We start from the raw sequence: 19,856 nt of genomic DNA on the forward strand, positions 1-19,856 counted from the left end.
TCGTGACCCGAGTACTGGTGGTCGAGGACGAGGAGTCGTTCAGCGACGCCCTCTCGTACATGCTCCGCAAGGAGGGCTTCGAGGTGGCCGTGGCCGCCACCGGCCCCGACGCCCTGGAGCAGTTCGAACGGAACGGCGCCGACCTCGTCCTGCTCGACCTGATGCTGCCGGGCCTGCCCGGCACCGAGGTCTGCCGCCAGCTCCGGGTGCGTTCCAACGTCCCGGTGATCATGGTGACCGCGAAGGACAGCGAGATCGACAAGGTCGTCGGTCTGGAGATAGGCGCTGACGACTACGTCACCAAGCCGTACTCCACCCGCGAGCTGGTCGCGCGGATCCGCGCGGTGCTGCGCCGCCGCGGCGAGGACGGCGGCGCGGGCGACAACGGCGGCGGCCCGGGCGCCCTGGAGGCGGGCCCGGTCCGGATGGACGTGGACCGCCACGTGGTGACCGTGGACGGCGCCAAGGTCGACCTGCCGCTCAAGGAGTTCGACCTGCTGGAGATGCTGCTGCGCAACGCGGGCCGGGTGCTCACCCGGATGCAGCTGATCGACCGGGTCTGGGGCGCGGACTACGTCGGCGACACCAAGACCCTGGACGTCCACGTGAAGCGCCTGCGGGCCAAGATCGAGCCGGACCCGGGCGCGCCGCGCTACCTGGTCACGGTCCGCGGCCTGGGCTACAAGTTCGAGCCGTAAACCGTCCCCACCACGCGGAAGGCCCCCGCCGGCAGCAGCCGGAGGGGGCCTTCGCGTCGCTCCGGCGGGCCCTGGAGGGCCCGCCGGGGGCGGGGTGCGGCGTCAGTGCGCGGCCGGGACGGCCGGGGCGGTGGTGCCGGCCGGGACGGCGGCACCGGTGGCCGGCGCGCCCGGGGTGGTGGCGCCGGGGGCCGGAGCGGTGGCACCGGGGGTGGTGGCACCGGGGGTGGTGGTCTTGGCCGGGGTCGCGGTCGGCGACGGGGTCGGACCGAAGCCCTTGTACAGGCCGCGGCCGTCTGCGCCCGAGTCCGGGCTCACGGCGGCCTGGGCCTCGACCTTCTGGCCGTCCTTGAAGGTGAACACGGTCGGGGCGAAGCCGCCGACGTGGACGGTCGCGGAGGCGGCGGTGGCGGACGGGTTGCCCTGGCCGCCGATCACCACCGCGCCGCGGGCCGGGACGACGATGCCGGACAGCGGAGCGCCGGCGGCGTCCGCGAAGGTGGTGGCGGCACCGCCGACGGTGACGGACTGGAGCTCGGCCGGGGCGTCCGCGGTGTTCGCGATGTTCACGACCACGTTGGCGGGACCGGTGTGGTCGCCCGAGGCGCCCTCCCCGGTGACGACCACGATGTTGTTCAGCCGGAGGTTCGTTCCGAGGGTCGCCGCCGCGTTGTCCGGCTTGATCTGCAGGGTGTCCGGCGTGTTGCCGGCGGCGCAGGAGGACAGCGAGGCGATGGCGATGGCGGCGAGGGCGGCGATGCTGCCGCGTCGAAGGCTGCGGCTCACGGCGGCGGCTTCTCCCTAGGTCACGTGTCGGGTGGTCAGGTCTCAGATTATCGACCTCGCTTATGCGCTCCTCACGGGGTGGTCCCCGTGTCGCACTCCCGGGGGCCGCCGGGGGCCGTCCGGCCGTACGCCGGGGGTGCGTCCGGCGGTACGTCGACATGTCCGGGTCACGCGGAGGACAAGGTTCGACCAAGATCGAATAACGATTCGGCCGCGACTCGAAAAGGGGTGAAAGCTCAAGATCCAATCATGGTTGCGGGGGTGTTGCGCAAGGGTTTCGTCGAACCCCGGAACCGCCTCCGACCTGCGGGAAGCCCCTCTCGAACACCGGTCGCAGCACGTCATGGGGGTCCTTGTCAAGCCCCGAGACCGGCCCTGACCTGCGAAAACGCCCTTCGGGTGGGCCGAGAAGCGTGTTATTCTGGAAAGCCACGGAAGGGGTCCTGTCACATGACGTTCAAGGTTGGCGACACGGTGGTCTACCCCCATCACGGGGCCGCGCTGATCGAGGCCATCGAAACTCGCCAGATCAAAGGTGTGGACAAGACCTACCTGGTGCTCAAGGTGCAGCAGGGAGACCTGACGCTCCGCGTGCCCGCCGAGAACGCGGAGTTCGTCGGTGTGCGCGATGTAGTCGGCCAGGAGGGTCTGGACCGGGTCTTCGAGGTGCTGCGGGCACCGTACACGGAAGAGCCGACCAACTGGTCCCGTCGCTACAAGGCGAACCTGGAGAAGCTCGCCTCGGGTGATGTCATCAAGGTCGCCGAGGTCGTCCGCGACCTGTGGCGCCGCGAGCGCGAGCGCGGCCTCTCGGCCGGCGAGAAGCGGATGCTCGCGAAGGCGCGCCAGATCCTCGTCAGCGAGCTCGCGCTGGCGGAGAACACCAACGAGGACAAGGCGGAGACGCTGCTCGACGAGGTCCTCGCCTCGTAGCGCGCCACCGCAGTGCGGTCGGGCTGCCGCCCAACGCTCACAGCGCCCGGTGCCGGCGCGCCACTCCTCGGACGAACCGTCCGGGAGTGGTGCAGTGGCACTCCGGGCGCTGAGGCATGTCCGGACCACGCCACCCGCCCGAGCCGGCCCAGGCCTGCAAGACCGTTTCCGCACCCGTTCTTGCGCGGAACCGTTGCGCGGAACTTGCGGAGCTGTGCGGCGGACGGTGGACCGTGGTTCTTCGGAAGGGGCCCGGTGCGCCCGCCGGGCACGCCATGGCCATACCCACTTCGCCGAAGGAGTGAAACCTGAACGCGTCAGGAGCAGTCGCAGCAGCAGTGGTGCCCGCCGCCGGACGGGGTGAGCGGCTGGGGCCCGGGGCCCCGAAGGCCCTGCGGGAACTGGGGGGCGTGCCGCTCCTGGTGCACGCCGTCCGGGCCCTGGCCCGCAGCCGGGCGGTCGGCCTGGTCGTGGTCGCCGCGCCCGCCGACGGGGTGGCCGAGGTGGTCGCCCTGCTGGACAGCCACGGGCTGGACGACAAGGACATCCGGGTGGTGGCCGGCGGGGCGACCCGCCAGGAGTCGGTCCGGCTGGGCCTGGCCGCGATCCCGGACGAGGTCGGGATCGTGCTGGTGCACGACGCGGCGCGCCCGCTGGTCCCGGTCGAGGTGGTGGACGCCGTCGCGGCCGCCGTCCGGGCCGGGGCGCGGGCGGTGGTGCCCGCGGTGCCGCTGGCCGACACGGTGAAGCGGGTCGAGCCGAACCCGGGCGGCCCCGAGCCGGTGCTCGACACGCCCGAGCGCGCCACCCTGCGCGCGGTGCAGACCCCGCAGGGCTTCGACCGCGCCACCCTGGTCGAGGTGCACGCCAAGGCGCTGGCCGAGGAGAGTGCGGGCACCGCCGACGCGCCCCCGGTCACCGACGACGCCGGCCTGGTGGAGCGCTACGGCGGCCGGGTCGTCGTGGTGCCCGGCCACGAGGAGGCGTTCAAGGTCACCCGTCCACTGGACCTCGTGCTCGCCGAGGCCGTACTCGCCCGCAGGAGGGCCGCCGATGCCTACTGACCCGCAGACCCCCGTGATCCCCCGCGTGGGGATCGGCACCGACGTGCACGCCTTCGAGGCCGGCCGCCCGCTCCGGGTGGCCGGGCTGGACTGGCCGGACGCCGAGGTCGGCCTCTCCGGGCACTCGGACGCCGACGTCGCCGCGCACGCCGCCTGCGACGCGCTGTTCTCGGCCGCCGGGATCGGCGACCTGGGCGCCCACTTCGGCACCGACCGCCCGGAGTGGGCCGGCGCGTCCGGGGCGAAGCTGCTCGGCGAGGCGGCCCGGCTGGTCCGCGAGGCGGGCTTCGAGATCGGCAACGTGGCGGTCCAGGTGATCGGCGTGCGGCCGAAGATCGGCAAGCGGCGGGCCGAGGCGCAGGCCGCGCTCTCCGAGGCGGTCGGCGCCCCGGTGTCCGTCTCCGGCACCACCACCGACGGGCTGGGGCTGACCGGCCGGGCCGAGGGCCTGGCCGCGATCGCCACCGCCCTGGTGTACGAACGGCGTTGAGCCGGTCGCGGTGAGCGGTCGGGAACAACCCGGACCTGACGGGTGTTCACCGGGTGTTCCCGGGGCCCGAGTCGCTAGTGTTCGGCTCGGGCCCGGACGGGGCTTCCGCTCGGGCCGAACGCCGACGTGAAGGGGTTTCCGATGGGTGTCGAACTTGCGGACAAGGTCAAGGAACTGCTCGACAGCACGAGCTTCGCCGTGGTCTCCACCATCCAGCCCGACGGGGGCCCGCAGGCCTCCGTGGTCTGGGTCAAGCGGGACGGCGACGACATCCTGTTCTCCACCGTCGAGGGCCGCCGGAAGCACCTCAACCTGGTCAGGGACCCGCGGGTGTCCCTCGTCATCAACGACAAGGACAACCCGTACGAGTACTTCGAGGCGCGCGGCGAGGCGACGCTGACCACCGAGGGCGGCCGGGAGCTGATCGACGAGCTGTCCCGCAAGTACCTGGGCAAGGACTACACCTTCGACGGCCCGGAGGCGGTCCGGGTGGTCGTCCGGATCTCCCCGGACAAGGTGCTCGGCAACATCTGAGTCCCGTCCGCGTCCCGCCGTTTCCCCGGGATCACGCCCCCGTTGTCCCGGGGAATGTGGCGGGGCACCCCCCGGTGCCCACTACGCTTGACGCTGTGAGCATTCGTCTGTACGACACCAGCACCCGCCAGGTACGCGACTTCGTCCCGCTTGTACCGGGTTGTGTCTCGATCTACCTGTGCGGCGCTACCGTTCAGTCGGCGCCACACATCGGGCACATCCGGTCGTACCTCAACTTCGACCTCATGCAGCGGTGGTTCGCCTACCGCGGCTACCAGGTGACCTTCGCCCGGAACGTCACCGACATCGACGACAAGATCATCGCCAAGGAGCGCGAGCTCGGCACGCCGTGGTGGCAGATCGCCTACGAGAACGAGCGCGCCTTCAACGACGGCTACGACGCGCTCGGCTGCCTTCGGCCGACGGTCGAGCCGCGGGCCACCGGGCACATCCCCGAGATGATCGCGATGATGCAGGGCCTCATCGAGAAGGGCCACGCCTACGCGGCCGACGGCAACGTCTACTTCGACGTGCGGTCGTACCCCGACTACCTGGCGCTCTCCAACCAGAAGCTGGACGACCTGCGCCAGCCCGAGGGCGAGGGCGAGACCGGCAAGCGGGACCAGCGCGACTTCGCGATGTGGAAGGCCGCCAAGCCGGGCGAGCCGAGCTGGGAGACCCCGTGGGGCCGCGGCCGTCCGGGCTGGCACCTGGAGTGCTCGGCGATGGCCCACAAGTACCTGGGCGCGGCCTTCGACATCCACGGCGGCGGGCTGGACCTGATCTTCCCGCACCACGAGAACGAGATCGCCCAGTCCAAGGCCTACGGCGACGACTTCGCCGGCTTCTGGGTGCACAACGCCTGGGTCACCATGGCCGGCGAGAAGATGAGCAAGTCGCTGGGCAACTCGGTGCTGGTCTCCGAGATGGTCCGGGCGTGGCGGCCGATCGTGCTCCGCTACTACCTGGCGGGCCCGCACTACCGCTCGATGATCGAGTACAGCGAGGAGTCGCTGCGCGAGGCCGAGGCTGGCTTCGGCCGGATCGAGGGCTTCATCCAGCGCGCCGTCGAGCGCTGCGGCACGGTCGACGCGGCGCCCGAGGTGCCGCCGGCCTTCGCCGAGGCGATGGACGACGACTTCGGCGTGCCGCAGGCGCTGGCCGTCGTGCACACCGCCGTCCGCCAGGGCAACAGCGCCCTGAACGCGGACGACAAGGAGAGCGTGGTGGCGCGACTGGCCGAGGTCCGTGCGATGCTCGGTGTACTGGGCCTCGACCCGCTCGACCCGCACTGGGCCGGGACGGAGCGCGGCGAGGACCTCCACGGAGTGGTCGACTCGTTGGTCCGTCTGGTCCTGGACCAGCGGCAGGCCGCGCGCGAGCGCAAGGACTTCGCCACCGCGGACGCCATCCGCGACCAGCTCGGCCTCGCCGGGCTGGCCATCGAGGACACCCCGTCCGGCCCGCGCTGGACGATCAACAGCCAGTAACCCCATCCGACGATCGGGGTGATGGGTGGGCCGTACCGGACCGGTGCGGCCCTCCCGCATGACGTAGCGCATGCCGTCGGCCGCCACCGGGCAGACCGGGACGGCCGGGGCATGCCGGACAGACAGGAAGTACAGCCATGGCCGGCAACAGTGCACGCAGGAACCGTCGCAACCCCGGATCGAAGAAGGGCGCGTCTGTCGGTACCGGCGGCCACAGCCGGAAGGCGCTCCAGGGCAAGGGCCCGACGCCGCCCGGTGCGGAGCGCAAGGGCCACCCGAAGCAGCGCGCCGCCAACGCCGCGATCAAGCGCGAGCGGGACGCCAAGGCCCGGGCCGGCATGCGCCGGGCCGGCGGCGGCGGCCGCGGTGGCCGCGGCGGTGCGGGCAGCGCCGAGCTGGTCTTCGGCCGCAACTCGGTGGTCGAGGCCCTGCAGGGCGACGTCCCGGCCAACGCGCTGTACGTCCAGCAGTTCATCGACACCGACGACCGGGTCCGCGACGCCTTCCAGGCCGCCAACGACCGCGGTATCCCGCTGATGGAGGCCCCGCGGCCCCAGCTGGACCAGATGACCGGCGGGATGAACCACCAGGGCCTGGTGCTCCAGGTGCCGCCGTACGAGTACGCGCACCCCGACGACCTGCTGGTCGACGCCGCCGACGCCGGCCAGGACGCGCTGATCATCGCGCTGGACGGCGTGACCGACTCGCGCAACCTGGGCGCCGTGGTCCGCTCGGCCGCCGCCTTCGGCGCGCACGGCGTGGTCATCCCCGAGCGCCGCGCGGCCGGCATGACCGCCGGTGCCTGGAAGACCTCCTCCGGCGCCGCGGCCCGGCTGCCCGTCGCCCGGGCCACCAACATGACCCGCACCCTGGAGGCCTACCAGAAGGCCGGTCTGATGGTGGTCGGCCTGGCCGCCGACGGCGAGGCCGAGATCGGCGACCTGGAGCTGCTGACCGGTCCGGTCGTGATCGTCGCGGGCAGCGAGGGCAAGGGCCTGTCCCGGCTGGTCTCGGAGACCTGCGACATGCGGGTCCGGATCCCGATGTCCGGTCTGACCGAGTCGCTGAACGCCGGTGTCGCGGCGGGCATCGTGCTGTACGAGGCCGCGCGACTGCGCGCCAAGCGCTGAGCACGGCCGGGTTGCGGCGCGCAGGAGATCTTCCGAATTCCCCGCAATCCGAGTGAAGGCGATCGGGCCCCGACCGGGCCCGATCGCTTTTTTCATGATCACTTCAAGTGTGCGCCGGACATCCACCCGGGAGAGTGTCCTAAGCGGGCGTCACCCGGTTAGACGGGCGTGGACACCAGAACACCTCGGCGCCCCCTGTTCGGCGACGGCAGCACCGGGATAGACGCGGGCCCCGGCCTCAACACCGTCAAGGTGGAGTCGGACCCTTCGCGGCTCAGCAGCACCCAGGCGAGCTTCCGGCTCCGGCTCGGCGGCCCGGTGGCGCCGCTGATCGATGCCCCGGCCGGACTGCTGTCCACCGGTGCCGCATTCGGCGACCCGTACGCCAACCAGGGCCTGATCCGCCGTCCGCTGGTCACCCCGCAGGTCGTCGTGCCCTCCTCCGCCGTCCCGGCGCTGGCCGGGGCCGGGGCCGGCGGCGCACCGCGCCGCAAGGGCCGGGTCACCGCCGTCACCTGGACCGGCCAGGCGCCCCCCGGGGACCTCGCGGCCACCCGGCTGCTGGAGGCGGTGCGCCCCGGCGGCACCCCGGTCGGCGGTGTCCGCCTGATCGAGGCGGACACCCAGGCGCTCCCCTCCCTCGCGGGCGCCCGCACCCTCCCGCGCCAGCCCCGCGAGGGCGCCGGCACCGCCACCGACGCGGGCGTCGGCCCGGTCGGCGAGCCGCACGGCTGGACCCCGAGCGGGGAACTGCCCGAGGTCTCCGCCGTCGACGCCGCGGGCAGGCAGCCCTGGTACCCGGGCCGCCGGGTCGACCTCGGCCTGGTGCTGCTGCCGCTGCGCGCCGTCCTCGGCTCGCTCTCCGTCTACGCCGGGTTCAGCAAGCTCTGCGACCCGGTGTACTTCGACGGCGGCGAGCGCGGCTCGATGATGCGCTGGCTCTCCTCGCTGCACCCCTGGAAGGTCGCCGAACCGCTGCTGGCCTTCGCCATGGCGCACCCGGTGGGCGCCGGCCTGGTGGTGTCGTTCACCCAGATCGTGGTCGGCGTGCTGACCGTCCTCGGCCTCTGGCAGCGGCTCGCCGCCGGCGCCGCGATGGCGCTCTCCGCCGCGCTGCTGTTCACCGTCAGCTGGCGGGCCGTCCCGGTCTACGACACCCCGGACCTGATCTTCCTCGCGGCGTGGAGCCCGCTGCTGATCGCCGGGGCGCCGTTCGCCTCGCTGGACGGGCGGCTCAGCCTGGAGGCCTGGCGCCGGTACGGCGCGGACGCGCCCGGGGCGCTGCGCCGCCGGGTGCTGCGCCGCGGCACCGTGGTCACCACGGTCGTCGTCGGCCTGACCCTGCTGCTCGGCTCGATGCTCGGCGCCGCCGTCCGTACCGGCGCCCGGGCGCACCAGGCGCCGGACCGTCCGGCCACCGACTACGGCACCCCGGTCTGGCCGTCCGGCAGCCCGTCCGGCGCCCCCGGCGGCAAGGGCACGTCCACCACGCCCCAACCCGCCGCCCCGCACCCGGCCACCCCGACGCCGAGCGCGACCACCCCGGCCGCCACGCCGTCCACCAAGCCGGCCACCCCGACGCCGAGCGGCAAGGCGCACTCGGGCAAGCCGGAGGCCGGGTCGGGCTCCTCCCCGGCCGCGCCCGCCCCGTCCGGCGGCTCCGGCGGCACCGCCCCCGCCTCGCGCGGCACCCCGGGCACCGGCGGCTCGGGGCCGGCGGCCAAGTCCAGCCCGAGCTCCGGCGGGCTGCTCGGCGGAGTGCTGGGCAGCGCGCCGCTGGCCGACCTCTCCGGCGGCCGGACCTCCCACCCGGGGGTGCCGACCGCGACCTGAGGCCCTCGTGACGGCGGTCGGCCGGGTGCTCCGCGGGGAGCACCCGGCCGACGCGTGTCCGCGGGCGGCCGTACGGCTCGCGGCCAGCTGGTTACCTGGGGGACCGGCCGGCGCCGGAGGCGAGCTCCTTGGCCGCCTCGGTGAGGTCCTTGGCGGTGTCGATGGCCCGCCAGTACACGCCCTGCGGCAGCTGGTAGCCCGCCAGCCGCTTGCCGCGGGCGAGCTGGGGGAAGGTGGTGCGCTCGTGGTCGCCCACGTCCGGCAGCAGCTCGGCGAACTCGGGGCTGAACACGTACAGGCCGGCGTTGATCAGGAAGGGCGAGGGCGGCGCCTCGATGAAGTCCAGCACGTTGCCGAACTGGTCGGTCTCCACCGCGCCCCAGGGGATCCGCGGCCGGGCCAGGGCGAGCGTCGCGACGGCGTCCCGCTCGTGGTGGAAGGCGGCCATCTCGCGCAGGCTGAACCGGGTCCAGATGTCGCCGTTGGTGGCGTACCAGGGCTCGTCCGGGCGGGGCAGCGCCTTGGCCGCGTACTTGAGCCCGCCGCCGCGCCCGAGCGGCTCCGCCTCGACCACCGTGCGCACCCGCAGCGGCAGGTCCGCCTTGTCCAGCCACTCCTCCAGCACGTCGGCGAGGTGCCCGCAGGAGACCACGACGTCGGTGACGCCCTCCTCGGCCAGCCAGGCCAGCTGGTGGCCGAGGATCGGCGTGCCCGTCCCGGGGATCTCGACCAGCGGCTTCGGGCGGTCGTCCGTGTAGGGGCGCAGCCGGGAGCCCTGGCCGCCGGCCAGGATGACGGCCTGGGTGACGGGCGTCGTGGTCGGCCGCGGCGGGTGGGGCTGCGGGGGCCGGGCGGACGGGAGGTCGGCGGTGGGGCCGGAGTCAGCGGTCATGCCTGAACAATAAGGCGGCGGACGGGGGCGTCCGCCGCCTCGGGGGCCTGCCTCGGCCCCCTTGCCTTCCCTTGCGTTCCCGGCCGCCTCAGCCGACGACGCCAGCCGCGAACGCGCCGTCGCAGACCGGGCGGGCGAAGGTGCGGGCCCGCTGGACGTCGCCCTGGTACTTGCGCACCGCGGCCTTGCCCAACTCGGTGGCCAGCGAGGTGCAGTACGGCGTCAGCGAGGGCTGCTCGCGCATCGAGCGCTCCAGCAGGTCCAGCGCGGCGGAGGGGTTCTTCGCCCGCAGCTCGTCCAGCAGCACCACCCGCAGCGACTCCTGCGGGGCGAGCCCGTCCGAGGCCTTGGCCATGGCGCCGGCCGCGTTGTTGGAGCGTCCGATCCCGGCGCCGTCGCCGCTGGACGCCGCCACGACCTGCTGGTCGAGCCCGGTCGGCGGGGCCCACGGGACCCTGGTCACGGCGAGGGTGCCGGTGGTCACCAGGACGACCGGCAGGGTCAGGGCGACGGTCTGGCCGATACGGCGCAACAGCTGCTTCACCCTCAGGAGAGTAGCGGTGGGTACGGGCCGGATCGCCCTCCGTTACCCCATCGAGTGACACGGTGTCCGGGTTTGTCCCCTTGCCGTGTTGACGCGGGGGCGTCCGGACGGGGTCGAAGGGGCGGGGTACGGACGGAGCCCGCCGGACCACGAGGGTCCGACGGGCTCCGGGTGCCGCGCTGGTCGCGGCCGTCGCGCGGGGTCGCGTCAGTTGCTCAGGCGCAGGCCGGAGCTGGTGGAGAAGACGTGGGTCTCGTTGGCGATCGGCACGACGTGGACGGTCTCGCCGCGGGCCGGGATCTGGCGGCCGGGCACGCGGACGACCAGGTCGTGGTCCTCGCCGCCGATCTGGGTGGTGCCGTAGACGAAGCCGTCCGAGCCGAGCTCCTCGACCACGTTCACGGTCACCGCGACGCCCTCGATGCCGCCCGCCGGGACGATCTCGAAGTGCTCCGGGCGGACACCGACGGTCACCGTCTTGTCGGTGCCGGCGCCGGCCAGGTCCTCGCGGGAGATGTTGACGACCGAGCCGCCGAACTTCACGCCGCCGTCCACCAGCGGCACCTCGACCAGGTTCATGGCCGGCGAGCCGATGAAGCCGGCCACGAAGAGGTTCGCGGGCTTGTCGTACATGTTGCGCGGGGTGTCGACCTGCTGGAGCAGACCGTCCTTGAGCACCGCGACCCGGTCGCCCATGGTGAGCGCCTCGGTCTGGTCGTGGGTGACGTACACCGTGGTGATGCCCAGGCGGCGCTGGAGGCCGGCGATCTGGGTACGGGTCGAGACGCGGAGCTTGGCGTCCAGGTTCGACAGCGGCTCGTCCATCAGGAAGACCTGCGGCTGGCGGACGATCGCGCGGCCCATCGCGACGCGCTGGCGCTGGCCGCCGGAGAGCGCCTTCGGCTTGCGGTCCAGCAGCGTGGTGAGGTCGAGGATCTTCGCGGCCTCCTCGACCTTGGTGCGGATCTCCGCCTTGTTCACGCCGGCGATCTTGAGCGCGAAGCCCATGTTGTCGGCGACGGTCATGTGCGGGTACAGCGCGTAGTTCTGGAACACCATGGCGATGTCCCGGTCCTTCGGCGGCAGGTGGGTGACGTCGCGGTCGCCGATCCGGATCGCACCGGCGTTGACGTCCTCCAGACCGGCCAGCATGCGCAGGCTGGTCGACTTGCCGCAGCCCGAGGGGCCGACCAGCACGAGGAACTCGCCGTCCGCGATCTCCAGGTCCAGCGCGTCCACCGAGGGCTTGTCCGCCCCGGGGTACACGCGGGTCGCCTTGTCGTACGTGACAGAAGCCATGGTTGTTTGTCTCCTTCACCGGCAGGAACGTGCCGGACGATCCGAGTAAAGGGGGGTCTGTTCTGCTCCGCCGGCCCACCAGTGGTCTGAACCACTGCCACGAACCGGCTCCCGGCGACGCTACCTGCGCGTCCGCCGCTTGTCAGCCCCCACCCGACCCGATTTCGGCATCGGTTCCATCACGCCCACCCATCCCACCAACCCCCGGATATACCCCCATCCCGTCACCCGGGCCCGGTAGACTGCCCCCCGGTGCCGCCGTGATCCATCGCGGACGGCCACCGTGCCTCCTTAGCTCAGCTGGCCAGAGCACCGCTCTTGTAAAGCGGGGGTCGTCGGTTCGAACCCGACAGGGGGCTCAGCTTCCGGCGCAGGTCAGAGCGCCGAAGAATGCAGAACGCCCCGGTGTCGCTTGCGGTCCGGGGCGTTCTGACATCTCCGGATGACATCAGTCGGTCTTGCGGCGACGCCTCAGCAGGCGGTCCATGTGCCTCATCGCCTCCCGCTGCTTCTCCTGCACCACGTGCGTGTAGACCTCCATCGTGACGGCGATCTGGCTGTGCCCGAGGATGGCCATCAGGTCCCGGGGCGCTACGCCGGCGGCGGACAGGAGCGTCGCGCAGCCGTGCCGCGTGTCGTGCAGCCGGATCGGCGGCAGAGCCTCGGCCTTTGCAACCCGCGTGAACGAGCGGGTGAGGTTCCGCGGCTCGATCGGCTGGCCGGTCGCCGTAGTGAAGACGGAGCCGGACTCCGGCCAGTCCTTCCCCGCCTCCAGCCGCTGGCGGCGCTGCTCGGTCTGCCGAAGCCGCTGCCAGCGAAGGGGAGCGATGCACATCATCGGCAGCGGGATGACCCGCTGGCGGCGCGACTTCGGAGTGTCCTCGTACAGCTCGCCGTCCCGGCGCTGGAGCTGGCGCCGGACGGTCAGCGTGCGCTCCTCCAGGTCGATGTCGGACCAGTGCAACCCGAGGATCTCCCCCCGGCGCAGGCCGAGCGCCACGGCGAGGACGAACGCGGCGTACATCGGGTCACGCCGGGACCCCTCCAGGAAGACCAGCGTGTCGTCGAGGCTCCAGGGCTTGGTCACTCGGTACTCCACTCGGGGGGCTTGGACGAGCTTGGCAACGTTGCGGGTGATCAGTTCGTCCCGCATGGCGGCAGAAAGGGCCGTGCGGAGCACCAGGTGCGACTCCTTGGCGGTCGCCACCGAGACCTTCCTGGTCACGGTGCTGATGAGTCGGCGGACGTCGGCGGTGCCGAGCTTCTCCAGGCTCTTCGAGCCGAGCGTCGGCGCCAGGTGGAGCCGGACGTGCATCTCGTACTTGTCGTAGGTCGTCCGCTTGCGGTGCGGCGCGATGAAGTGCTCCAGCCAGTACGGCAGCCACTCGGCGAGCTTGGCCGACCGGGTGGGCGTCGGGACGCCCTGCCGGTCACGCCGGACGAGTTCCTGGCGCTTCTCGTCGCACTCCGTCCAGGTCTTGCCGTAGACGAACTTGCGGGCCCGGGTGCCATCGGGCTGGGGCACGTAGACAGCGGCCTGGTACCGGCCGTCCTTGCGCAAGGTCACGGTGCCAGCGCCGTTGGGGTTTCGCTTTTTTGCCATCAGGCGTTCTCTTCTTTCTTGGCGCGCAGGTAGTCGTGCAGGGCAGTGACGGGGATGCGGCGGAGGCTGCCTTCCTTGAAGCTGTCGAGCTTCTTCGTGCGAATGAGGTCGTAGACCTTGCTGCGGCTCATCCGCAGGGCCTCCATGACCTCGGGGACTTCCAGGGCGAGCGGCGGGATCGTGGTCACTGCGGCTACTCCTTGACGGAGGGGGCGGGGTGACGAGGTGCAGGCGGCCCGCGTTGTGGTGGGCGGGCCGGGGTTCGGGGTGCCACGGAAACCACGGAATACACAAAAACCCTCCCTGTAGCGTCTGACCTGCGGTGATGGGCTCGGGCGCGGTTCTCCACAGAAGTCCGCACTTATTCCGCAGAAATAGGCGGACACGCCTCGGGCCGCCGCCGGGGCGGGTGCCGGCGGCGGCCCGAGGGTGGGACGCCTGGGTTTTTGTGGAATTCCGAGCGGCTTTTGTGGCGGGCGGGCGCGGTGGGCGTTGGTGCTGGTCGGGGTGGGTGTCGGTGGGTTTCGTGGATTTTGTGGATTCTGCGGGCGGGGTTGTGGGGTGGATCAGTTGGGGTGGAGCTGCGGGTGGGTGGCGTACCGGGGTGCGGGCGGGCGGCCCCGGGTGCCGGGTTCGCGCGGGGGCGCGGGTTCGTGGCGGAGCCAGCCGTGTTCTTCGAGGAGGCCGAGGGCGGTCTCCAGGACGGCGACGGTGGGGAACTCGGCGCGGGAGAGTTTGGCCATGAGGTCGCGCCGGGAGAACGACGGGGCCGGGTAGGCAGCCAGGTGCTTGAGGACGGTGCGGGCGCCGGCGAGGGCCTTGTCGGCGCCCATGGCCTCGAAGACGTTCAGGGCGTGGACGGTGAAGTACTCGCCGAGGCGGATCGCGTGCTCGACGGTGTCGGCGGTGATGGGGTGCTTGTAGGCGTCGCCGCCGTGCTCGGCGAGGTGGAGCAGGCCGGCGATGCGCACGGTGGCGCCGACAAGCTTGCCGCCCCAGTCGTTGACGTGGCCGAGCGAGCCGCCGCGCGGGTCCAGGCGCGGTTCGATGCGGTCCTGGAAGTCGACGAGCGCGGCCCCGGCCTCGGGGGTGGTGGTGAGGACGGCCGGGTCGGTCCAGCCCGCCATCGCGAGGGTGAGCGCGGCCACGCGCTTCTCGTACTCGTCCGTGACCTCGTCGGGGATCAGGTCGGGCAGGGTCTTGCGCCGGCCGACGAGGGATTCGGGCATGGAGTACAGGAAGCGGGCGAGCAGTCCGCGGCCGTCGAACTGGCGGTTGCGGCCAATGTCCTCCAGAACCGTGGGCTGGACGGCGAGGGCCATGGTGAGGGCGGGGTTGTCGATGTACTGCTTGTCGCGGGACTGCCGGTTGACCTTGAGCAGGTCTCCGGCGTGGCCCTTGAGGAAGACCTCCATGTCGGCGGTGCCGCCGGAGTAGCGGCCGGCGATGGTGTCGAAGATGCCGCCCTCGGCGGACATGACGGCCAGTCGCCCGCCCTGCTCGGCGAGGAGGGTGGTGATGGCGGCGGGGGTGCCGTCGTCGGCGATGAGCTGCGGTTCGGCCGGGACGGTGATGTCCTCGGCGGTGCGGGCCAGGTCGATCGCGAGGCGGTTCAGCTCCTCGCGTTCGTCCTCGCTCGCGGTGGCGGCCTTGGTGGCGGCCTTGTCGGCGGCGGCCTTGGCGAGGCGGGCGGTGGCGTTGGCCTCCACGATCGCGCTCGCACTCTGCTCGACCAGGGCCCGTTCCACCTTCACGAGCGGGCGGGTCATGGCTGCGAAGACGGCGCTCTTGCGGTTGGCCGGGGGCAGGGCGACGACGACGTAGAGGTTCACCGGCTCGCGCCAGCGTCCGCGCACGACCACCACGGCCCGCCCGCCGCCGGCGGCGGCCAGCACCGCCAGCGCCAGGCTCCCGGCGAGGTCGGTCGGGGTCTGCGTCTCCTCCGCCACGGCGTCGACCATGGCGCCGAGCCACTCGGGCAGGGCGTCGGAGGGGAACGTGGGCAGGGCGCGGGCCTCGCCGAGGGGGATCGGCTCCTCCCACCCGGGCGGGCCGGGGTCAACCGAGGGCGGGGCGGTGTCCTCCCAGCCCTCGGTGAACAGCGACTCGGACGGCGCGGCAGGGGCGGTCACTCGGCCCACCGCCTCGGGCGATCCCCCGAGGAGAAGCGCTTCTCCTCGGCGCAGGACGGGTGACGGTTGCTCATGCGGCACGCCCCACCGTACCGGCGCCCCGGGCAAGGCCGTTGGCGATCGTGCGCCTGCACTCCCCCTCCCCGAGACCGGCCTCCACGCCAGCGCTCAGGAGGGCGTCGGTGGCGTCCGCCTCGGGCAGCGCGCCGGAGCCGACGAGGCGGCCGAGGGCGGCGGAGGAGGCGAACAGCCGGTCATTGCGCCCGCCCTCGCGGGTCTCCCGGACCTTGGCCGTCTCCCGCGCGACGGCCGTGTCGACGTACGGGCCGAGGCGCCCGATCCGGGCCCGCACCGCGCTCACGTCCACCACGACGGCCGGGGCGGGCTTGGGAGTGAGCAGGCCGAGCAGCCATTTGGGGAGCGGAAGCGGGTCAGTGTCGTTGACGACGGTGTAGGGGCGGTGGTTGACGACGCTGCCGGGGGCGACGACGTAGCCGCCGTGGGCCCGGGTGTCGACCTTCCAACCGAGCCCGTTGCCCTTCTCCCCGCAGGTGTTGCGCAGGACCACGCCCGCCGGGACGGCGAAGTACAGGTGGGCGCCGCCCCGGCCGGTGCGGACCTCGTACGTCTGCGGCCACGGCCGGCCGTGCTGCTCGCACAGGGCGGCGAACACGTCCCTTCCGTCCGTGATGCCCTGCTCGGCCCAGCGGGCGGGCGGGGTGTCGCGGTGGTGCTTGGGCATGTCCAGGTCGACCACCACTACGCCGGACGGCCCGCAGGCCAGGCCGATGTTGTACGGGGCCACCTGCCACGCGCGGCGGATCACCTCGGGGGCGGTGGTGGCCCGGTGCTCCCACCCGAGGTGCCCGCCCTCACACGGCCCGGTGCCGGGGCAGTCCTCCTTGCTGTGCAGCGCCGGGTACTTCGAGCCGGGGGCCAGCGGGAACACCCGCCGTCCCCGTTCGGCCGCCGCGAGCGCGGCCACCATCTGCGGGTTGCTGTTCATCGGTTCCTTCCAGTTCGGCGGCGCGCTCGGCGCAGACCTTGTGCGAGGGCCTGCGCTGCTCGTCGCGGAGGGGGGTGGGGCGGCGGCACCAGCGGCACGGCCGGTCACCGGTGCGGTCAAAATGGCGGGCCTCGCGCCAGTCGAGAGCGGGCGCCATGGCGAACCCGCTCTCCTAGTCGTCTTCGGAGCGGCAGGCGCAGTTCTCGGGGGCGGCGCCCTGCCCGATCTGGCAGGCGCAGTACAGGGTCCCGATCGGGGTCTCGATGGGGTCGCCGCCGGAGCAGTGGTCGCACTGGCCGGGCACCCAGTTCTCGGGGTCCTCGGGGTCGTACTCGTCGTAGTAGTCGAGGTCGTCGAGGTCGTAGTCGTACACAGCCGGGACCTATCGTCAGGCGCGGTGGATGGCGGCGGTGAGCAGGGCGGCGCCGAGACGGGGCGGGACGGCGTTGCCGATCTGCTGGCCGATGTCGCGGCCGGACCACGGGTGGTCCGGCGGGAAGGACTGCAAGGCGCCCGCCTCGGCCCAGGTGAAGCGGGACTCGGCGCCGTCGTCGGCGAGCACGCGGACGCGGGAGACCTTGCCGGTGACGGTGGCGGACGGCTCGGCGCTGGTGCGGCGGCCGCGCTTGGCCGGGTCGCCGCCGGTGCCGTAGTTGGAGACGACCGTGAACGGGCCGCGCTGGGGCAGGATGTCGCCCATAGCCGTCCACGGCAGCAGGGCCGGGTCGCCGGCCGTGCGGGGAGTGCCCTTGGCGTAGGGCCGGTGGGTGGGCGCGGGCAGGGCGGCGGTGCCGGTGCGGCGGGCGATCAGGACGGCGCGGCGGCGGGTCTGCGGGACGCCGTACTCCTCGGCCCGCACGACGCCCGCCACGGCGCTGTAGCCCTCGGCCCGCAGGATCGCGGCGTAGGTCTGCCACACGGGCAGGACGGCGGGAACCTGCTCCAGGACGATCGCCCTGAAGGGCCTTCCGGCGTCCGTGGCGTCCAGCACCCAGCGCAGGGGTTCCAGGACGAGCCGGATCAGGTCGTCCACCGGGGTGTGGCCGTGGCGGGCGACGGTTCGTCGCTCGGACAGCCGATGGGCGAACGCGACGATGTCGCCCAGGGCCCGGCGTCCGGCGCCGGTGCCGGCGGCGGAGAACGGCTGACACGGCGGGCCGCCGAGCAGCAGTTCGGCGTCGGGGAAGTCGCCGGGCCCGTAGCGGCGGACGTCGTCCTCGATCGTGGTCAGCCCGGCCGCGCGGCGGGTGGCGCATGCGTCCGGGCTGCACTCGATCCCGGTCACGTGGACGCCCAACTCGCGGGCGGGGAGGTCGAGCCCGCCGACGCCTGCGAACAGGTCCACCGCCCGCAGGGTCCGGGGGCTCACCGGGAACCGCCGAGCAGGTCGTTCACGAGCGGGGCCAGCGCATCGTTGGCGTGTGCGGCGAGGGCGGCGACCACGGTCTTGGCCTCATGGGTGAGGATGCGTCCGGGCCTGGCCGTGGTGGGCTGCACCAGGATGCTGTCCGGGATCGGGACGAACAGGGTGGCGGCGACCAGGACGGCCGGGCGGTCGGTGCGCTCCGGCTCGACGAGCACGGGCCACTGCTCGTGGGAGGACTCCCCCGGAGCGCGCTCCCAGTCCAGGGGGCGCGGGCGGCCGGCGGGGCGGCGTGCGAGATCGCCGTGCCGCAGGCCGACCCTGGCGCAGAACCGCACGCCACCGTTGTGGTCGTGGCAGACGTCGAGGGGGTAGACGTCGAACCGCACGTTCACGTACCCGGGGGCCATCACCGGGACGGTGGCCGTGCGCCACGCGGTGATCGCGAAGTCGACCGGGTGGAGCGGCTGCCCGTCGTCGTGGAAGTGGTCGGCGTGCTGGGTGAGGTAGGCGCCGTAGCGGGAGTGGCCGTCGCTGGCCTCGTCCCGGTCGGCGGCGTTGTCGATGACGACGAGCGTGCGGGGGCCGAACTGGGGCATGCTGGAGTCCTGGTCTCTGCGAGGGGATCGGACGGGCCCCGCAGCAGCCGCTTCTCTGCCAAGATCTGACGGCTGCTGCGGGGCCTTCTTGTGCTGCTCGGGGTGCAGTCCGGTTAGAACGGCGGCTCGGCCGAGCCGTCGGCCGGCGCGCCGTTCCACTCGCTGCCGGGCGCGGCCGGCGCGGCGGTGGACCACGGGTCGGCCGGGCGCGCGGCCGGGGCGCCGCCGCCGCGCTGGGCCTTGGTGACCTTGGCGGTGGCGAAGCGCAGACTGGGGCCGACCTCGTCGACGTCGAGGCCGAGCATGGAGCGGTTCTCGCCCTCCGGGGTCTGCCAGTTGTGCTGCACCAGGCGGCCGGCGACGACCACGCGCATGCCCTTGGTCAGGGACTCGGTGACGTGCTCGGCCATCTCGCGCCAGGCGGTGGCGCGCAGGAACAGCGCGGTGCCGTCGCGCCACTGCCCGGTGGTCTTGTCGTAGGTGCGGGGGGTGGAGGCGATGGTGAAGCGGGCCATGGCCACGCCCTGCGGGGTGAAGCGCAGTTCGGGGTCGTCGGTGAGGTTGCCGACGACGGTGATCGGAGTCTCTCCCACGGACACGGGTGCCTCCCAGGGCATCGGTGGTGTCGGGAGCGGGGTCTACCCGTCCCCCGCACCGCCCGGGCCCCGACCGCTGGCTGCGGTGGTGGTCCGGGCGGCACGGTCGGTCGGGCAGGCCCGTCAGGCGGCTTCGATGGCGGTGGCGAGGGCGTCGAGGAGGGTGTGGTGGGCGCCCAGGGCGGCCGGGCGGCCGGTGGTGATCTGGTCCTGTTCCTGGTCGTCGCCGAGGGCGAAGGTGGCGTCGAGGGCGGCGTGTACGGCGTCGCGGACGGCGGTGTCGGCGGTGAGGAGGAAGAGGGTGTCGCGGGCGGCGGTGAGCGCGGCCCGCGCGGTGCGGACGGCGGCGATCTGCTCGGCGGGGGTGCTGTCGGGGTTGGCGGTGGTGGCGGTCCATAGGGGGTAGACGGCGGCGCGGTAGGCGGTCAGGGCGGTGAGGAGGTGTCCGCCGGCGGTCTGGAGGTCGTGGCGGTGGGTGGCGCGGCGGGCGGCGCGCTGCTGGAGGTGGATGGTGCCGAGGCTCCCGGTGAGGGTGCCGATGACGGCGATGAGGCTGGCGAGCACGGTGTCCACGGGGTCCTTCTTGGTGTCGTCGGTGGTGGGTTCGGTCGGGCGCCTGGCGGGGCGGGTGAGGGGTTGCTTGTCACTCCCCGCAGGTGGGGCAGTAGACGCGGTCGTCGTCCGTGTTCGCGTGGCCGAGGCCGCAGCACTCGGGGCAGGTCTCCAAGTCCTGCCACTGGTCGTCGGTGGCGTCCGAGGCGGCGTCGGCGGCTCCCTCCTCGTCCCGCCAATAGGCGTAGGTGGACTGCTCCTCGTACCAGGTGTCGTGGTCGGCGTCGTCCGGGTCCTCGTCGTACATGCCGG

At 73.0% G+C, this 19,856-nt stretch carries 22 protein-coding genes and 1 tRNA gene; 9 read left to right on the plus strand and 14 right to left on the minus strand.

Translation table 11 applies throughout. From position 1 onward, the window contains the following. Positions 1 to 2: 2 nt before the first annotated feature. Positions 3 to 698, plus strand: a complete 696-nt coding sequence (locus tag ACWDD9_RS10280; RefSeq protein WP_031069385.1) for a response regulator transcription factor — start codon at positions 3 to 5, stop codon at positions 696 to 698. A gap of 102 nt (positions 699 to 800) precedes the next feature. Here the strand turns inward: ACWDD9_RS10280 and ACWDD9_RS10285 are convergent, their stop codons facing one another. Then, on the minus strand, positions 801 to 1,484 hold the full coding sequence (locus tag ACWDD9_RS10285; RefSeq protein ID WP_449811335.1) for a DUF461 domain-containing protein: 684 nt from the start codon (positions 1,482 to 1,484) through the stop codon (positions 801 to 803). A 450-nt stretch (positions 1,485 to 1,934) separates the two neighbouring features. Between ACWDD9_RS10285 and ACWDD9_RS10290 the strand changes: the two genes are divergently transcribed. The 7 genes from ACWDD9_RS10290 to ACWDD9_RS10320 all read left to right on the plus strand — a co-directional run bounded on the left by ACWDD9_RS10290 (position 1,935) and on the right by ACWDD9_RS10320 (position 8,958). Then, positions 1,935 to 2,417 (plus strand): CarD family transcriptional regulator, encoded by a 483-nt coding sequence (locus ACWDD9_RS10290; RefSeq protein WP_014136563.1) that lies wholly within the window; start codon positions 1,935 to 1,937, stop codon positions 2,415 to 2,417. A gap of 308 nt (positions 2,418 to 2,725) precedes the next feature. Continuing rightward, complete coding sequence (ispD, locus tag ACWDD9_RS10295; protein WP_074001725.1) at positions 2,726 to 3,481, plus strand: 2-C-methyl-D-erythritol 4-phosphate cytidylyltransferase; 756 nt, start codon at positions 2,726 to 2,728, stop codon at positions 3,479 to 3,481. Continuing rightward, positions 3,471 to 3,971, plus strand: coding sequence for a 2-C-methyl-D-erythritol 2,4-cyclodiphosphate synthase (gene ispF, locus ACWDD9_RS10300; RefSeq protein ID WP_049657183.1), 501 nt, complete (start codon positions 3,471 to 3,473; stop codon positions 3,969 to 3,971). The genes ispD and ispF overlap by 11 nt, the downstream gene beginning before the upstream one ends. 141 nt (positions 3,972 to 4,112) lie before the next feature. Beyond that, complete coding sequence (locus ACWDD9_RS10305) at positions 4,113 to 4,505, plus strand: PPOX class F420-dependent oxidoreductase (protein ID WP_049657181.1); 393 nt, start codon at positions 4,113 to 4,115, stop codon at positions 4,503 to 4,505. Between the two features lie 95 nt (positions 4,506 to 4,600). Beyond that, complete coding sequence (cysS, locus tag ACWDD9_RS10310; RefSeq protein ID WP_117488415.1) at positions 4,601 to 5,995, plus strand: cysteine--tRNA ligase; 1,395 nt, start codon at positions 4,601 to 4,603, stop codon at positions 5,993 to 5,995. A 137-nt stretch (positions 5,996 to 6,132) separates the two neighbouring features. Next, positions 6,133 to 7,125 carry a 23S rRNA (guanosine(2251)-2'-O)-methyltransferase RlmB gene (gene rlmB, locus ACWDD9_RS10315; protein WP_049657177.1) on the plus strand — a complete coding sequence of 331 codons (993 nt, stop codon included), beginning with the start codon at positions 6,133 to 6,135 and terminating at the stop codon, positions 7,123 to 7,125. Between the two features lie 168 nt (positions 7,126 to 7,293). Beyond that, complete coding sequence (locus ACWDD9_RS10320; RefSeq protein ID WP_375876596.1) at positions 7,294 to 8,958, plus strand: DoxX family membrane protein; 1,665 nt, start codon at positions 7,294 to 7,296, stop codon at positions 8,956 to 8,958. A gap of 91 nt (positions 8,959 to 9,049) precedes the next feature. Here ACWDD9_RS10320 and ACWDD9_RS10325 read toward each other — a convergent pair whose 3' ends face one another. The 3 genes from ACWDD9_RS10325 to ACWDD9_RS10335 all read right to left on the minus strand — a co-directional run bounded on the left by ACWDD9_RS10325 (position 9,050) and on the right by ACWDD9_RS10335 (position 11,693). After that, positions 9,050 to 9,850 carry a nucleotidyltransferase family protein gene (locus ACWDD9_RS10325; RefSeq protein ID WP_107086556.1) on the minus strand — a complete coding sequence of 267 codons (801 nt, stop codon included), beginning with the start codon at positions 9,848 to 9,850 and terminating at the stop codon, positions 9,050 to 9,052. Between the two features lie 88 nt (positions 9,851 to 9,938). Next, the gene (locus ACWDD9_RS10330; protein ID WP_416873655.1) at positions 9,939 to 10,394 is read right to left on the minus strand and encodes a hypothetical protein; all 456 of its coding nucleotides are present in this window, start codon (positions 10,392 to 10,394) and stop codon (positions 9,939 to 9,941) included. A 207-nt stretch (positions 10,395 to 10,601) separates the two neighbouring features. Next, on the minus strand, positions 10,602 to 11,693 hold the full coding sequence (locus ACWDD9_RS10335; RefSeq protein ID WP_049656383.1) for an ABC transporter ATP-binding protein: 1,092 nt from the start codon (positions 11,691 to 11,693) through the stop codon (positions 10,602 to 10,604). A gap of 285 nt (positions 11,694 to 11,978) precedes the next feature. On the opposite strand from ACWDD9_RS10335, the gene ACWDD9_RS10340 reads away from it, so the two are divergent. Then, positions 11,979 to 12,052, plus strand: a tRNA-Thr gene (locus tag ACWDD9_RS10340). Positions 12,053 to 12,141: 89 nt separating this feature from the next. On the opposite strand, the gene ACWDD9_RS10345 is transcribed toward ACWDD9_RS10340, so the two are convergent. The 10 genes from ACWDD9_RS10345 to ACWDD9_RS10390 form a co-directional block, all read right to left on the minus strand. Beyond that, a complete protein-coding gene (locus tag ACWDD9_RS10345; protein WP_449811336.1) occupies positions 12,142 to 13,296 on the minus strand; it encodes a site-specific integrase in 1,155 nt (384 codons plus the stop codon). Further along, entirely contained in the window at positions 13,296 to 13,484 is a 189-nt protein-coding gene (locus tag ACWDD9_RS10350; protein ID WP_449811337.1) for a helix-turn-helix domain-containing protein, read from the minus strand. The genes ACWDD9_RS10345 and ACWDD9_RS10350 overlap by 1 nt, the downstream gene beginning before the upstream one ends. A 378-nt stretch (positions 13,485 to 13,862) precedes the next feature. Next, a complete protein-coding gene (locus ACWDD9_RS10355; protein WP_449811338.1) occupies positions 13,863 to 15,428 on the minus strand; it encodes a YfjI family protein in 1,566 nt (521 codons plus the stop codon). 70 nt (positions 15,429 to 15,498) lie between these two features. Further along, the gene (locus tag ACWDD9_RS10360) at positions 15,499 to 16,434 is read right to left on the minus strand and encodes a bifunctional DNA primase/polymerase (protein WP_449811339.1); all 936 of its coding nucleotides are present in this window, start codon (positions 16,432 to 16,434) and stop codon (positions 15,499 to 15,501) included. 172 nt (positions 16,435 to 16,606) lie between these two features. Then, positions 16,607 to 16,807, minus strand: coding sequence for a hypothetical protein (locus ACWDD9_RS10365; RefSeq protein WP_449811340.1), 201 nt, complete (start codon positions 16,805 to 16,807; stop codon positions 16,607 to 16,609). A 15-nt stretch (positions 16,808 to 16,822) separates the two neighbouring features. Beyond that, positions 16,823 to 17,779: a DNA cytosine methyltransferase gene (locus ACWDD9_RS10370; protein WP_449811341.1), complete on the minus strand. Its 957-nt coding sequence runs from the start codon at positions 17,777 to 17,779 to the stop codon at positions 16,823 to 16,825. A gap of 20 nt (positions 17,780 to 17,799) precedes the next feature. Then, on the minus strand, positions 17,800 to 18,396 hold the full coding sequence (locus ACWDD9_RS10375; RefSeq protein WP_449811342.1) for a hypothetical protein: 597 nt from the start codon (positions 18,394 to 18,396) through the stop codon (positions 17,800 to 17,802). 113 nt (positions 18,397 to 18,509) lie between these two features. Beyond that, the gene (locus tag ACWDD9_RS10380; protein WP_449811343.1) at positions 18,510 to 18,995 is read right to left on the minus strand and encodes a single-stranded DNA-binding protein; all 486 of its coding nucleotides are present in this window, start codon (positions 18,993 to 18,995) and stop codon (positions 18,510 to 18,512) included. Between the two features lie 120 nt (positions 18,996 to 19,115). After that, positions 19,116 to 19,565 carry a hypothetical protein gene (locus ACWDD9_RS10385; protein ID WP_449811344.1) on the minus strand — a complete coding sequence of 150 codons (450 nt, stop codon included), beginning with the start codon at positions 19,563 to 19,565 and terminating at the stop codon, positions 19,116 to 19,118. Between the two features lie 70 nt (positions 19,566 to 19,635). After that, positions 19,636 to 19,851 carry a hypothetical protein gene (locus ACWDD9_RS10390; protein WP_449811345.1) on the minus strand — a complete coding sequence of 72 codons (216 nt, stop codon included), beginning with the start codon at positions 19,849 to 19,851 and terminating at the stop codon, positions 19,636 to 19,638. Positions 19,852 to 19,856 lie beyond the last annotated feature (5 nt).

It is taken from the genome of Kitasatospora sp. NPDC001119, from assembly GCF_053598475.1.